This window comes from Occallatibacter gabretensis (assembly GCF_001449115.1).
GTDB classification, from domain to species: Bacteria; Acidobacteriota; Terriglobia; order Terriglobales; family Acidobacteriaceae; genus Telmatobacter; species Telmatobacter gabretensis.
The window spans coordinates 203,082-217,041 of sequence record NZ_LAIJ01000001.1 but is presented as its reverse complement, the minus strand read 5'-3'; the positions used below and the strand labels follow the sequence as shown (position 1 = coordinate 217,041).

Sequence of the window (13,960 nt, the reverse complement as noted above, 5' to 3'; positions counted from 1 at the left end):
CTCATTTCAGGAAATAGAAGGGATCGGGATACTTAACGGAGTACTCGGCAAGGGGCTTACCGCGGAGGTCGCTCCACTGATCGCCAACATTGAGGATGATTTTGTAGCCGGAGGCGACAATGCGGCCGCGGGCTGCAGGTTTGTAGTCGAGAGCGGTAGTGGATTCCTCATCGGTCTGGCGCAGAATCAGCTGCTGCCAGTTGTCAAAGCCGGCGTTGCGAAGGTTCTGCTCGGTCACGGCGCGCTGGCTTTCCGTGCGCCCGGTGAGGAAGTAGACAGCGACGCCGAGGCGCTGGGCTTCCTTATAGAGGCGCAGGGTGCCGGCAATGGCGGGAGCTTGTGCGGAATCCACCCAGGCGTTGAAGCGAGCGGAGTCGTAGGCGAAATCCGCGCCAGCCATCTCGTCGTAGTTCGAGAGCGTGGTCTCATCAATGTCGAGGATAAGGGCGAGCTTCTCGTCCGTTGAAACGTGCGGGACGCGGCGATGCAGGAACGCTATGGCACGGTCAGCCTGCACGTCGAGATCGTGCTGATAGCAGACCGAGGGCTTGGTGCAGTCGTGATACGCCTTAAGCTGCGCCTTGACGTTGTCGAGATTCTGAATGCTTTCGCTGGGCGCGACAGGAGCAACGGCCTGCGCGACGGCTCCCATGCCGCAGGAGAGGATGAGAGCGAGGAAAACGGAAGCATGACGATAGCGCATGAGCAGAATCTCCAAAATATGACGAATACATAAGCCTGCGTCCGTGCTTTTAGAAGCAGGAGCACCCAAGATTACACTTAATCTTATGCTGCGCATTTTGAATGCTGTACCTGTGGATCGCCTGAAGCTGCTTGTCTTTGACCTGGATGGGACGTTGATTGATTCGGCGCGCGATCTTGCGAACAGCGTGAACGCCGCGCTGGAGCACATGGGGCGGCCTCCGCTACCGGATGAGTTGATTGCCAGCTACGTGGGCAACGGCGCGGCAATGCTGGTGCGTCAGGCGCTGGCGGCGGAGAACAACATTGCACCGGACGAAGTGCATGACGAGGAGCTGGCCACGGCTTACAACTACTTTCTGGAACACTACCGCGCGCACAATCTGGATTTCACCTATGCCTATGAAGGCGTGATGGAGGCATTGAAAGTGTTGAATGGCCGATTCGAGATGGCGGTGCTGACCAACAAGCCGGTGAGGCCCGCGCTAAGGATCTGCGAAGGGCTGGGGATAGCGGAGTTCTTCAGGGTGATCTATGGCGGGGACAGTTTTCCGCTGAAGAAGCCGGACCCGATGGGTTTGAACGCAATCATCGCCGAAGCCGGAGTGCGTGCCGATGAGACGTTGATGATCGGCGACAGCAAGGTGGACGTGCAGACGGCGCGGAACGCAGGCGCGTGGAGCCTGGGCTGCCAGTTTGGCTTTGGTCCGCAGAATTTGCACGAAGAGATACCGGATATTCTGGTGGACCACGCAAATGGCTGGACGGCGGCCCTGGAGCCTGCGAAAATAAATTGACAGCCTGAGCCAAAGAAACTCTGAAACCGTTTACGGCTTGTATCCGTCTACGGGTGACAGCAGTTCAAAACAAAATCACAGGCATTGCAAACTCAGGTTCCTCGCACGAAGATGCGAGAACCGTCATTGCAGTTTGAATCCGGAAGGCCAAAAGTCAGATATGAAACGCGCCCGATTGCGTGGACGAAGTGTTGTGCTCCGCACAATCGTAACGTTAAGAATTTTGCCTTGGAGTGGAACCATGATTCGCTCTCTCTCGCTATTTTTGTGCCTCGCCGCGCCGGCGCTTGTCGCCGCAGCTCCGAATACTCCCATCAATGCGCCCGCCGTGCCCGCTCCCGTGCCGATTGCCGGCGTGGTTGCTGACCCCACGGGAGCGATTGTTCCCGGAGCGGAGATTGACCTGATCGACGCCACAGGCGCTGTCGCCAGCACAATCCACTCCGCCGCTGACGGCTCTTTTCAGATGCAGCCGCCAAAGGCCGGCAGCTATACGCTGGTGATCTCTGAGCCTGGCTTTGAGACGACGCGTATGCCGGTGATGGCTGTCGTTCCAACCGTCGTGGTAAAAGCGGCCAGTTCCGGCACCATGCAGGGGAATATGTTCCCTGTCCCGCTGAAAGTTGTGCTGCCAATTGCAGCGCTTGCCACAAACGTGCACGTGAGTGCGGACGGCAATGAAGACCTGACGGCCGGCGATAGCAATCGCGATACCCAGGTGATCACCTCAGGCGACCTCAAGCAGTTGCCCATCTTTGATAACGACTACGCGACCGCGATGAGCGCCTTTATGGATGACAGCGCAACGGCGACGGGCGGAGCTGGGCTGATTGTGGACGGCGTGGAAGGCTCGCGGTCGCCGGTTTCGGCCTCCGCGGTGCAGGAAGTGCGCATCAACCAGGACCCGTATTCGGCACAGTACTACTACCCGGGCCGCGGGCAAATGGAGATCATCACCAAATCCGCTCAGGATCACTATCACGGCGAATTTAACTTCATCTACCGCAATGCCGCTTTGAACGCGCAGAACGAGCTTGCGCCTTCCAAGCCTTTTGAAGATCGCAGAGTCTATGAAGGCCACGTCACCGGGCCCATCTTCTTTGCGCCGAACTCAAGCTTTTTAGCCTCGTTTAACCATGACACCGAGGATACAAACGCGGTCATCGATGCGGACGTGCTTCCCACGCCTGATAACCCCTCCGGAGTGCTGCTGCAAAATGTGCCCACGCCTTCCGGCGAGACATCCTTCAGCCTTCGCGGCGCGCATAGGTTTGGCGATAAGCATTCCGCCTACGCGCAATATGGCCACTGGCAATCCCACTCGACAAACCAGGGTGTGGGAGGACAGACGCTGGCAGAAGCGGGCTGGGACGGCCTGAGCAACTGGGACGGTATTACGCTGCATGCCGATTCAGCGCTTTCAGCCGTGCTGATTAACCAGATATCCATCGTGGGCGAACGCTGGAGCACCATCAACACGAACACGGTGAATGCGCCCAAGATCAACGTAAACGGATACTTCACGGGCGGGTCCGGACAGAATAACTCTCAGTACACGGGATACAACTTCCGCTTCTACGACATGGCCTCATGGACCCACGGGAAGCACTTCGTAAAGATCGGCGTCGGAATTCCGAATTTCGCACGCCTGGCAGCGGACGACAACACGAACGCATTAAGTAGCTACGGCTTTGGACCGACATTGGCTGCCGATGGCGTGACCGTGCTGCAGACGGCGTTGCAGAACTACGAGAACAATCTGCCTTCGGGCTTTTCGCAGGGCTATGGCGAAACCCACTTCATCTACCACCAGCAGGAAGCGGGCGCGTTTATCCAGGACCAGATCAAGGTGACCCCGCGCTTCTCGGTCACACCGGGACTGCGCTACGACTGGCTGAATTTCCTCGCGCAGAAGCGGCTCGGATTTTCGCCGCGCCTTTCGTTTGCATACGTGCTGGATGAGAAATCGAAGACCGTGGTGCGCGGTGGCGGCGGCCTTTACTACGACCGCTTTGGCGGCGGCCCAATGCTAGACCTGACGCGCTATGGCGGCCTGGAACCGCGCCGGCGGACGGTGAGTCTATCACTGAATCCGGCAGACCAGCCCGAGAACGGCTGCTATCCGATTTCAAACTGCTATGACGTGCCATCGCTGCCGGTGAACCGCGTAGAGCTGAAGCCGGGCGCGCGGCTTCCCTACCAGATGCAATATGGACTCTCGATTGAGCGCGGGATGGGCGAGAAGGGGACGTTATCAGCAAGCGCCTATGCGATGCGCGACATCGGAGCCTTCCGCTCCGTCGACATCAACGCGCCTACACCGGAGTCCGGTTATACAGTTCGGCCCGATCCCAATTACCTCCGCATTCGCCAGATGCAGCCGGCCGGCTTTTATGAAGGCGAGGGGATGGATATCGCCTACCAGGGCCGCTACAACAAATGGTTCTCAGGCTGGGGACGGTACACCTGGTCGCACTACGCATCGAATACGGGCGGCATCGGATGGTATCCGCAGAACCAGTACGCGCCCGATGCTGACTGGGGTCCGGCAAACTGGGACCGCAGGAACCGGATCGGCTTCTATGGAGTGTTCAATCCGAAGAGTGTCATGAATCTCTCCGGCGGCATCTTTGCCAACTCCGGCAGGCCCTGGACGGTTACAACCGGCACAGACCCGTATGGCGACGACCTCTTCAACGCGCGTCCCGAAGGCGTGGCTCCGTATAGTGAAAGCCTGCCGCCGTATGTCGATCTCGACCTGCGCTGGGGGCACGACTGGGCCCTTACGGCAGACAAGGACGATGAAGCGCCGCACCTTGGCTTCTCGGCCTCTAGCTTCAATATCCTGAACCACCCAAGCGTGGGAGGAGTGGATTCTGTCCAGAACTCGCCCACCTTTGCCGAACCGACCTCTGTGAGCTCGCCCCGCCGGATTCAGCTGGCAATGCGGCTTGAGTTCTAGTGGCGAGTGACAAAGGACAAGAGACGAAAAGATAGGTTCCCGGCTGAGTAAATACCTTGGCCGGGAACTTTTTATTTCGACCGCGCGTATACTCTGCGCAAAGGGGATGCCTATGCGCGCTCGCTTGCTTTGCCTTACCCTCTGCGCCGCAGCACTACTGTTTGTGGCAACACCGGCTCGTGCCGATAACGGCAACTCGGTGCAGTTCTTTACCGATCTGCGGATCGATCCCAACAAATCAGTGGAGAATGCCGTCTGCTTTTTCTGTTCTGTTCATGCGGAGGGCGAGATCAACGGCAACCTGGTGGTTCTTTTCGGCAGCGCACACATTAGCAACGCAGTGCACCAGAATGTCGTGAGCATCTTCAGCAGCGTAACGGCGCAGCCAAATGCCTCGATTGAGCAGAACGTGGTGAACATCTTCGGCAACGTGCGCCTGGGCGATGGCGCGCATGTCGGCCAGAATATTGTGGCGCTGTTTGGCGCGACCGAGTTCGCGCCGACCACAATCATCGACGGCAACCGCGTGATCATGCCCTTCTGGATCTTTGGCATTCCCACACTTTTAATCGGCCTGGTAATTTACGTGATTGTGCGGGAAGTACGCGAGCGCCGTTACCGCAGGCAGTGGATGGCAAGCCAGGCGATGGGGCCAAGGGTATAAGGTTCGCGACGCTGAAGATGGTGAGATGGCCGAAGTCGAAAGTCATGCAAGCAGTCATCGCTGCCGTCGCCGCAATTATCGCTGCGGATTTGGTAATCACGCAAATTGCAATGACTTCTTTCAATAACTTTTACTTCGGTCCTCACAAAGCTTATCCATACCCGTACCCAGATGTTCACAGCGCTCAAGTGGCACTCTATCGCAACTGCGGCCTGACGATGCTCGGAGTTTTTACTGTCGCATTCATGATCCAGCGTCTAGTTATAAAACCTCTTCGCGGCTAAGTTCGGTCCAATAAAGTCACTTATTTTCGCTATATTTTCGCCTTTGCGATATACTAATTCCCGATATGGACTTTCAACTCGTCACCCAATACAAGCCGCGTGGAGATCAGCCGCGAGCAATCGAGGAACTGGTCAGCGGCCTAGCCGGCGGTGAGCAGCATCAGGTGCTGCTCGGCGTGACGGGGTCCGGCAAGACCTTCACCATGGCCAAGGTGATTGAGCGATCGAACCGCCCGGCACTGATTCTGGCGCACAACAAGACACTGGCTGCGCAGCTGTATCACGAGTTCAAGCAGTTCTTTCCCGGCAATGCAGTCGAGTACTTCGTGAGCTACTACGACTACTACCAGCCGGAGGCCTACATTCCCGCGGGCGACCTGTACATCGAGAAAGAATCGACGGTCAATGAGGAGCTGGACAAGCTCCGGCTCTCGGCAACACGCTCTCTCTTTGAGCGGCGGGACGCGATCATCGTCAGCTCGGTCAGCTGCATCTACGGCCTTGGCTCGCCGGAAGCGTATTACGGAATGCTGCTGCTGCTCGAAAAGGGCCAGCGCATCAGCCGCAAGGACATTACACGGCGGCTGGTGGAGATTCTCTACGAGCGCAATGATGTGGACTTTCGCCGCGGCACATTCCGCGTGCGCGGCGATGTGATCGAGGTCTATCCGACCTATGACGAGAACGCGTTCCGTATCGAACTCTTCGGCGACGAGATCGAGTCGTTATCGCAGATCGATCCGCTGTTTGGCACGGTGAAGCAGAAGTATTCGCGGCTGCCGATTTATCCGAAGAGCCACTACGTCGTGCAGCCGGAGCGGAAGATGCAGGCCATTGACTCAATTCTGAGCGAGCTGAACGAGTGGGTTCCGCAATTGGAAGCGCAGGGACGGATGGTGGAGGCCCAGCGTGTAAACCAGCGGACACGCTTCGATCTCGAAATGATCAAGTCGATGGGCTTCTGCCACGGAATCGAGAATTACTCGCGGCACTTCTCCGGGCGGCTACCGGGTGAGGCTCCGCCAACGCTGCTCGATTACTTCCCGCGCGATTTCATCTTGTTTGTGGACGAGAGCCACGCCACGATTCCACAGGTGCATGGAATGTGGCACGGCGACCGCAGCCGTAAGCAGAATCTCGTCGATTATGGCTTCCGTCTGCCCAGCGCGGTAGACAACCGGCCACTGAAGTTTGACGAGTTCGAGAATCGGATCCACCAAACCATTTATGTCTCTGCCACGCCGGGGCCATATGAGCTCACGCGCGCCTCAGGCGTGGTGGTTGAGCAGGTGATTCGCCCTACAGGGCTGGTCGACCCCGAAATCGAGATTCGGCCGGTGAAGGGGCAGATTGACGATCTGCTGGCGGAGATACGCGATCGCGCCAAGCGCAACGAGCGCGTGCTGGTCACAACGCTGACCAAGCGCATGGCGGAGGACCTGGCGGGCTATTACACCGAGGTTGGCGTGCGCTGCCGCTACATGCACTCCGAGATTGAGACGCTGGAGCGCGTAAAGCTGCTGGCCGGGCTGCGCAAGGGCGAGTTCGATGTGATGATCGGCATCAACCTGCTGCGCGAGGGCCTGGATCTGCCGGAGGTTTCGCTGGTAGCCATTCTGGACGCGGATAAAGAAGGCTTTCTTCGTTCCGCCGGATCGCTGATTCAGACGATTGGCCGGGCAGCGCGGCACTTGCGTGGCCGGGCGCTTCTGTATGCCGACAAGATGACGGACTCGATGCGCCGGGCCATTGACGAAACCGACCGCAGGCGGGTAATCCAGCGCACGTACAACGAGGAGAACGGCATCACGCCGCAATCGGTGATCAGCGCGATTGACATGGGTCTGGCGATGATTCTTAAATCGGAGTACGGCGACGTGCTCATGGAAGAAACCGCCGGAATGCCGGAGTTTACTTCGCAAGGTGAGGTCGATTCGTATATTGCCGGCATCGAGCTGGAGATGCGTGAAGCAGCCAAGAGATTTGAGTTTGAGCGGGCCGCTAAACTGCGCGATACGATCAAAGAGCTGCGCGAAAAGGAATTTCTCTTCGGCTGAGCGAAACTCAATTTCCTGAAGGGATTAGAGCTCTGTCTTCTTCGCAGGAACCTGTCCTGCGGCTTCCTTTTTATTTCACTCTCTTGCGTTTTAATTTGATTAGAGAGGTTCATGTCTTAAATAATTCAAACGATTGAATTTGCTTGACCCATATGACTAAAGCGATTTATTTTGTTGACGATCCGGGCAACCTGTTCCGGCGGACCCTGCATCGGATTTGTTGGAGAGTTATAGAGCTTGAGCGCAGTCGCTAAGTCATGGGCCTTTGCAGTACCCGCACCGGCAATCCTTCTGGTGAATGACGATCCATTTCAGGCATACGCTCAAAAAGCCGCCCTTGAGTCTGTGTATCAGCGCGTTGTGCGCGCCGCCGGCGCTGCAGAAGCTTTTATTCTGGTCGATCAGCCTGCATTTGCGCGCGATCTGGCGCTGGTAGTGGTGGCGCTGCATATGCCGGGGCTTTCCGGACAGGTCTTCGTGGACGAGCTGGCCAGCCGCGCGCCGCGGGTTCCGGTGTTAGTGATCTGCAGCAATGATGACTGTACGGACACGGAGTACACATCCCCCAACGCGCACCTTCTGCCTGCCTCCTCTTCCATGAGCGAGATGCTGGGCGCCGCCGGCGAGACCATGCAGCCTAAAATTTTGCGCATTGCCTGAAACCGCTTTCACCCTTCCTGTCTATCAATTTTTTCCTCCATCTATTGAGCGAGGCGCAATCTTCTTTGCGTCCATAGAATGACCATGCTGGCTGTGCTTCCCCTCACAATGCAGCGTCGCGTCCGTCTGCGAAAATAGTGATTGAGGTCTCAATGGCAACCTTTGGCAGTTTTGCCCTGATTGCCGCCCTTGCTTTGGCGGCGTACAACCTGCTGGCCGGCATCTTTGCTTTGCGGCTGATTGCGACCGGAGCACAGGCGCGTATTTCGCCGGAGCGTCTGGCGGATACGGCGCGGCGTGCAGGCATCGCCAGCTTCGTGGCGGTCTCATGCGCGGCCTTTGCGCTGATCTGGAGCGTCTTCCACAATGATTTTTCAATCGCCTACATCGTGGAGCATTCCAACCGCGCGCTCCCGGCTGCATACAAATTTTCAGCTCTGTGGAGCGGCCAAGAGGGATCTCTCCTGCTATGGGCATGGCTGCTGGCCGGCTACGGTTTTGTGCTGCGGCTGACGCATAAGAACGATGTAAAGCTGTATGCCTATGCGGGAACGATTCTGGCCGGGATTCAGGTCTTCTTCCTCTCGCTGCTCAACTTTGCCGCACCGCCGTTTTCCCTGCTGCCGGGTTATGTGCCGGGTGGTCCGCTGCCGGATGACGGCAATGGTCTCAATCCCCTCCTCCAGTATCCGGAAATGGTCATCCACCCACCCATGCTGTACCTGGGCTACGTGGGCTTCTCGGTGCCCTTCGCTTTTGCGCTCGGCGCGCTGATGATGCGTTATCCAGGCGAAAAATGGATACGCATCACGCGCGTCTGGACAATGGTCACGTGGACCTTCCTCACCTGCGGCATCTTCCTCGGCATGCACTGGGCTTATGCAGTGCTGGGGTGGGGCGGCTACTGGGGCTGGGACCCGGTAGAGAACGCAAGCTTCATGCCGTGGCTTGCGGCAACAGCCTTTCTGCACTCCGTGATGATGCAGGAGAAGCGCGGCATGATGAAGAGCTGGAATGTGTGGCTGATCTTCGTCACGTTCATGCTCACCATCGTCGGCACGCTGCTCACACGCGCGGGGCTGGTCAGCTCGGTCCACGCCTTTGCGCAATCCTCCATCGGCACCTGGTTTTATGTCTTCCTGGGACTGGTGCTGCTCGTCTGCCTCTTTACATTCATCCTGCAGAAGGACCACCTCAAGAGCGACCATCAGCTCGAGTCGCTGGTCAGCCGCGAGTCGAGCTTTTTGTTCAATAATCTCGTTTTGCTGCTCGGCTGCTTTGTGATTCTACTAGGCACATTTTGGCCAATTGTTAGTGAGTATGTGTGGGACAGAAAAGAAACAGTCAGCGGTCCTTATTACAGCGCCGTGGCTATTCCCATCGGCCTGTTCCTGCTGTTTCTCACTGGCGTGGGCCCGCTCTTGCCATGGCGCTCTGCATCGCTCAAGGCCATTCGCCGCAACTTTGTGATTCCGGTCATCGCGCTCTGGGGCACGGTGATTGTGGCACTTGTGGCAGGCGTCAGGCCGTGGAAGGATGGCGAGTTTCAGGCCGGCACCTTCTATGCGCTGATCGCTTTTGCGCTCGCAGCAGCCGTTCTCACAGCCATTGTGAGTGAATTTCTGCGCGGCGCAGGCGTCATTGCAAAGCAGACGGGCAAGAATCTCTTTGCCGCATTGGTGCTGCTCACGCGGCGCAACACGCGGCGCTACGGCGGCTATCTCATTCACATCGGCCTGGTGATTGCGATCATCGGCTTTGCCGGTGCAGCGTTCAACCGCAACGTCGAACAGGAGATGGGCCTGCACTCCAAAATCCATCTCGGACCATACGATCTTGAATGCATTGGTTTCTCGCAGGACTCGAATGCAAACTACAACTCGGAGTTTGCGCTGCTCGATGTGACCTCCAATGGCAAGCCGGTAAAGGTGCTTACCACGAGCGGTTTTACGAATCTCCAGATGACGCCGGAGAAGCGCGTATATCTCGCCAGCCAGCAGCCGCAGACCATGGTGGCCATTCACTCCGTGCCGGAGTGGGATCTGTATGTGGTCTACGAAGGCATCAATCCGGACTCAGGCCAGCCGATTATCAAAGCCATCCTGAATCCGCTCGTCGGCTGGATCTGGTTTGGATGGATCGTGATCGTGATCGGCTCAATCATCGCGCTCGTGCCTTCTATCATTCCCTCAACAGTAGTACTGAAGGTTCCGGCGCGCGCAACAGTTCCAACCGCGGCTCTTAAGGGAGGCGATTGATGCGCCTTTCTTTTACGAAGTGGACCTTCTGGGTGAAGGCCGCTCAAGCCGCCGCGCTCATGGTTGCGCTCTGCTTTACGCTCGGCGCAACAGACGCGGGTTCGCGGTTTAACGATCTGGGACACCGCATGGTGTGCCCATGCGGCTGCGCGCAGCTGCTGGGCGAGTGCAATCATGTGGGCTGTCCGGACTCCGACCGCATGAGAAGCCAGCTTGCGAGCTATATCCGCGACAACAAGGGCGACAAGGATATTCTGACGGCCTTTGCTGCGGAGTATGGACCGACCGTGCTGGCCGCGCCAACCACACAGGGCTTCGACCTCGTGGCGTGGATTGCGCCGGGAGCGGTATTTCTGGCGGCATTATTTGGAGTGCTGCTGGTAGCACGCCACTGGGCAGCAACGCGGCCACAGGCTGTCACTGCGCAAAGCGAGACGCCAGAGATGTCTGCAATTAAAGACAAGATTCGCCGGGAGACCGGCGCAGATGGAGGTTTTTAAGCAATGACCTCAAACACCGGATTGATTGCCGGATTGCTGCTGCTGATCGGCGCGTTTGTTTACACTTTCTGGCCGGAAAATTCCTTTGCCGCGCAGAAACAAAAGACGCAGCTCGATTACCTGCTGGAGCGCAAGGAACAGCTTTACGAAAACCTGCGCGATTTGAACTTTGAATATCGCGCAGGAAAATATCCCGAAGAGGACTTTGAAGCGCAACGTGCGTCACTTGAAACCGAGACCGCACAACTGCTGTCAGAGATTGAGCGGCTGCAGCAGGCATAAAGACAGAGATCAGCGATCAGGGGTCAGAAATCCGATTTGGTCCCGATTAAGAATTGAAGGATTACGACACGAATGCATTTGACTCGATTTGCTACTGGCGCCTTTGCTCTAAGCATTTTGTTTTCTGCCTCGCTGGCGCACGCCGCCGCCACTTCCGGCATAGTGAACAACAAGACCACCGGCAAGCCCTCCGCAGGCGACACGGTAGAGCTGATTGACGTACAGGCCCACATGAACGCTGCGGCAAAAACCACCAGCGATGCCAAAGGCCACTACACGCTGAACATGCCTGGCGCGGGACCCTATCTGGTGCGCGTGACGCACCAAGGCGCGCCATTCTTTATCGCGGCAGGCGGACCCTCGGGCGATGTGACCGTCTACGATGCCAGAGCAAAGGTGGATGGCGTCTCGATCGAAGACCAGATCTTCGGCCTGGAAACGGCCAACGGACAGCTGCAGGTGACGGAACAGTTCGTAGTGCACAACATCAGCTCGCCGCAGATGACGCAGTTCGGCGATAAGCCATTTGAGTTTGTTCTGCCAGAGGGCGCGGTCATGGACGCGGCTGAATCCACGCGGCCCAACGGCATGCCGACCATGTCGATGCCGCGGGCTCTGCCCGAGAAGGGCCACTACACGTTTACCGTGCCTATTGACCCGGACCAGGGATCGGATAAGATGACCATCTTCCAGATCCAGTTCCATCTTCCTTACTCCGGCTCCTATACGTTTAAGCCCACGCTGCTCATGACCGTAGACAACTTCGTAATCCAGCTGCCGAAGGCGATGACCTTTGCCGCGGGCGATGGACTGGCCTTTCAGCAGCTGCAACGCGATCCATCCTTCCAGATTTTTCTGCTGAAGAATGCTGTCCCAGGCAAAACAATTCAATTCACGGTAAGCGGCGAGGGATCGATTCCACGCGAAGGCCAGCAAGGCGGCGCAGGAGCTGCAGGCGGCGGCGCACAGGCAGCGCAAAATAGCGGCCCGGGTGGCGGCATCGGCGAGCCAATCAATCAGCCTGATCCGCTGAGCAAGTACAAGTGGTGGATCCTGGGCGGCGTGGTGCTGGCGCTGGGGATTGCAGCCGCATTTCTGCTGCGCAAGCCCGCTGGAATAGAAGGCGCATCTGCAGCGGGGGCGACAACTGCGGGTCTGGCCATAAATCCCGTTTTGCCGACTACACCAGCCGGCAAAAATGCCGCATTGCTGAACGCGCTCAAGGAAGAACTCTTCACACTCGAAAGCGAAAAGCTCTCGGGCACGATTGACGCCGACGAGTACCAGACGCAAAAAGCAGCGCTGGAGACGGTGCTGAAGAGGGCGTTGAAGCGGAATTCGTGACATTTTGACGCATCTTTGATTGTTAAACTTGAGATAGACCATGCGCGCCTCAGGCGCAGTTCGCCGTGCGCGCAGCACCCGGAGCATTTGTGCATACAGCAGTGGAAGAACGCATCATCCGGCCGGCGCGCAATATTCTCGGCAGCCTGCGCCTGCCCGGCGACAAGTCCATCAGCCACCGTTACGGAATGCTTGCGGCCTTTGCCGAAGGCACTTCGCGCTTTACGAATTTTTCAACCGGTGCGGACTGCGCCTCCACGCTTGCCTGCATGCAGGCGCTGGGGGCGAAGGTGACGAAGCTCGGCGAAGGCGCAGTGGAAGTTACAGGCGTTGGCGGGCGCGTAACGCCCAGCAGCGAGCCTCTCGACTGCGGCAACTCGGGTTCCACCATGCGCATGATCTCCGGCCTGCTTGCGCCGCAGGAGGGCACATTTACGCTCATCGGTGACGCTTCCCTTTCGCGCCGCCCCATGGAGCGTATCCGCAAGCCGCTGGCTGAGATGGGCGCGAAGCTCACGCTGACTGAAGGCCACGCACCACTCATGATTGAAGGCGCGCGGCTCAACGCCATGGACTACACAACTCCAGTGCCAAGCGCGCAGGTCAAGAGCTGCATCCTGCTCGCAGGCCTGCAGACCGCAGGAATAACAACAGTGCGCGAAGCCATCCGCACACGCGACCACAGCGAGCTGGCTCTCCGTGCTTTTGGAGCCGAGGTAAAACGCGCCTCTGATTCGGTTTCGATCTCCGGCCCGCAAAAGCTGAAAGCCATTGACGCGGCAGTGCCGGGAGATATTTCCTCGGCAGCGTTTTTCCTTTGCGCGGCGGCGCTGTTTCCCGGCTCCAGCCTGGTATTGGATTCGCTCGGCCTGAACCCGACCCGAGCCACGCTGCTCGACGTTCTCACCGCGCTCGGCGCGCACATTGCGGTGCTGAATCTCGAAGAGAAGAACGCAGAGCTGGTTGGCACAGTGCAGGTAACGGCTCCTCCGGACGGCCTGCGCTCGACGACAATCAGCGGTGGCCTCGCCGCACAGCTCATTGACGAGCTGCCTGTGCTGGCGGCGATCGCGCCCTACACAAGCGGCGGCATCCGCATCCGCGATGCAAAAGAGCTTCGTGTAAAAGAATCGGATCGCATCGCACTCGTCGCGCAGAACCTGCGCGCTATGGGAGCCGAGGTAGAAGAGTTCGAAGACGGCCTTGATGTCCCCGGCGGACAGACTCTGCATGGAGCCACAATCGACTCCGGTGGCGACCACCGCATCGCAATGGCGTTTTCGGTTGCGGCCTTGCGCGCGGAAGGCGACACGCTGATTCAGGGCGCAGAGTCCGCGGCAATCAGCTTCCCGGAGTTCTTCAACCTGCTGGATTTCGTCGCGGAGCGATAGCCCCGCGTCACAAGCAAACAAAAGCCCGGCACAAGGCCGGGCTTTTTGCTGTGCTCACA

General features: G+C 58.0%; 12 protein-coding genes. 11 read left to right on the top strand and 1 reads right to left on the bottom strand.

Annotation, left to right across the window (positions count from 1 at the left end):
- Position 1: 1 nt before the first annotated feature.
- Positions 2-703, bottom strand: a complete 702-nt coding sequence (locus VO84_RS00855; RefSeq protein ID WP_058185389.1) for an HAD family acid phosphatase — start codon at positions 701-703, stop codon at positions 2-4.
- Positions 704-788: 85 nt separating this feature from the next.
- Here VO84_RS00855 and VO84_RS00850 point away from each other — a divergent pair, with 85 nt between their 5' ends.
- The 11 genes from VO84_RS00850 (at position 789) to aroA (ending at position 13,901) form a co-directional block, all read left to right on the top strand.
- Positions 789-1,499, top strand: a complete 711-nt coding sequence (locus VO84_RS00850) for an HAD-IA family hydrolase (protein WP_058185388.1) — start codon at positions 789-791, stop codon at positions 1,497-1,499.
- Between the two features lie 241 nt (positions 1,500-1,740).
- Positions 1,741-4,461: a TonB-dependent receptor gene (locus VO84_RS00845; RefSeq protein WP_058185387.1), complete on the top strand. Its 2,721-nt coding sequence runs from the start codon at positions 1,741-1,743 to the stop codon at positions 4,459-4,461.
- Positions 4,462-4,573: 112 nt separating this feature from the next.
- A complete protein-coding gene (locus VO84_RS00840) occupies positions 4,574-5,125 on the top strand; it encodes a hypothetical protein (RefSeq protein WP_058185386.1) in 552 nt (183 codons plus the stop codon).
- 44 nt (positions 5,126-5,169) lie between these two features.
- Positions 5,170-5,409 (top strand): hypothetical protein, encoded by a 240-nt coding sequence (locus tag VO84_RS00835; protein WP_157439643.1) that lies wholly within the window; start codon positions 5,170-5,172, stop codon positions 5,407-5,409.
- A 65-nt stretch (positions 5,410-5,474) separates the two neighbouring features.
- Positions 5,475-7,466, top strand: a complete 1,992-nt coding sequence (gene uvrB, locus VO84_RS00830; RefSeq protein ID WP_058185384.1) for an excinuclease ABC subunit UvrB — start codon at positions 5,475-5,477, stop codon at positions 7,464-7,466.
- A 237-nt stretch (positions 7,467-7,703) separates the two neighbouring features.
- Positions 7,704-8,126 (top strand): response regulator, encoded by a 423-nt coding sequence (locus tag VO84_RS00825; RefSeq protein WP_058185383.1) that lies wholly within the window; start codon positions 7,704-7,706, stop codon positions 8,124-8,126.
- Between the two features lie 152 nt (positions 8,127-8,278).
- Positions 8,279-10,384, top strand: coding sequence for a heme lyase CcmF/NrfE family subunit (locus VO84_RS00820; protein WP_058185382.1), 2,106 nt, complete (start codon positions 8,279-8,281; stop codon positions 10,382-10,384).
- Positions 10,384-10,884 carry a cytochrome c-type biogenesis protein CcmH gene (locus VO84_RS00815; RefSeq protein WP_058185381.1) on the top strand — a complete coding sequence of 167 codons (501 nt, stop codon included), beginning with the start codon at positions 10,384-10,386 and terminating at the stop codon, positions 10,882-10,884. Before VO84_RS00820 ends, VO84_RS00815 begins: the two co-directional genes overlap by 1 nt.
- A 3-nt stretch (positions 10,885-10,887) precedes the next feature.
- Positions 10,888-11,166, top strand: coding sequence for a hypothetical protein (locus VO84_RS00810; RefSeq protein ID WP_058185380.1), 279 nt, complete (start codon positions 10,888-10,890; stop codon positions 11,164-11,166).
- A gap of 72 nt (positions 11,167-11,238) precedes the next feature.
- Complete coding sequence (locus VO84_RS00805; protein ID WP_058185379.1) at positions 11,239-12,510, top strand: carboxypeptidase-like regulatory domain-containing protein; 1,272 nt, start codon at positions 11,239-11,241, stop codon at positions 12,508-12,510.
- An 89-nt stretch (positions 12,511-12,599) separates the two neighbouring features.
- A complete protein-coding gene (aroA, locus tag VO84_RS00800; protein WP_058185563.1) occupies positions 12,600-13,901 on the top strand; it encodes a 3-phosphoshikimate 1-carboxyvinyltransferase in 1,302 nt (433 codons plus the stop codon).
- Positions 13,902-13,960 lie beyond the last annotated feature (59 nt).

Excerpts from the sequence above, each read along its gene's own strand:
- VO84_RS00855 (WP_058185389.1), bottom strand. The coding sequence starts at position 703 with ATGCGCTATCGTCATGCTTCCGTTTTCCTCGCTCTCATCCTCTCCTGC.
- VO84_RS00850 (WP_058185388.1), top strand. The coding sequence starts at position 789 with ATGCTGCGCATTTTGAATGCTGTACCTGTGGATCGCCTGAAGCTGCTT.
- VO84_RS00845 (WP_058185387.1), top strand. The coding sequence starts at position 1,741 with ATGATTCGCTCTCTCTCGCTATTTTTGTGCCTCGCCGCGCCGGCGCTT.
- VO84_RS00840 (WP_058185386.1), top strand. The coding sequence starts at position 4,574 with ATGCGCGCTCGCTTGCTTTGCCTTACCCTCTGCGCCGCAGCACTACTG.
- VO84_RS00835 (WP_157439643.1), top strand. The coding sequence starts at position 5,170 with ATGCAAGCAGTCATCGCTGCCGTCGCCGCAATTATCGCTGCGGATTTG.
- uvrB (WP_058185384.1), top strand. The coding sequence starts at position 5,475 with ATGGACTTTCAACTCGTCACCCAATACAAGCCGCGTGGAGATCAGCCG.
- VO84_RS00820 (WP_058185382.1), top strand. The coding sequence starts at position 8,279 with ATGGCAACCTTTGGCAGTTTTGCCCTGATTGCCGCCCTTGCTTTGGCG.
- VO84_RS00815 (WP_058185381.1), top strand. The coding sequence starts at position 10,384 with ATGCGCCTTTCTTTTACGAAGTGGACCTTCTGGGTGAAGGCCGCTCAA.
- VO84_RS00810 (WP_058185380.1), top strand. The coding sequence starts at position 10,888 with ATGACCTCAAACACCGGATTGATTGCCGGATTGCTGCTGCTGATCGGC.
- VO84_RS00805 (WP_058185379.1), top strand. The coding sequence starts at position 11,239 with ATGCATTTGACTCGATTTGCTACTGGCGCCTTTGCTCTAAGCATTTTG.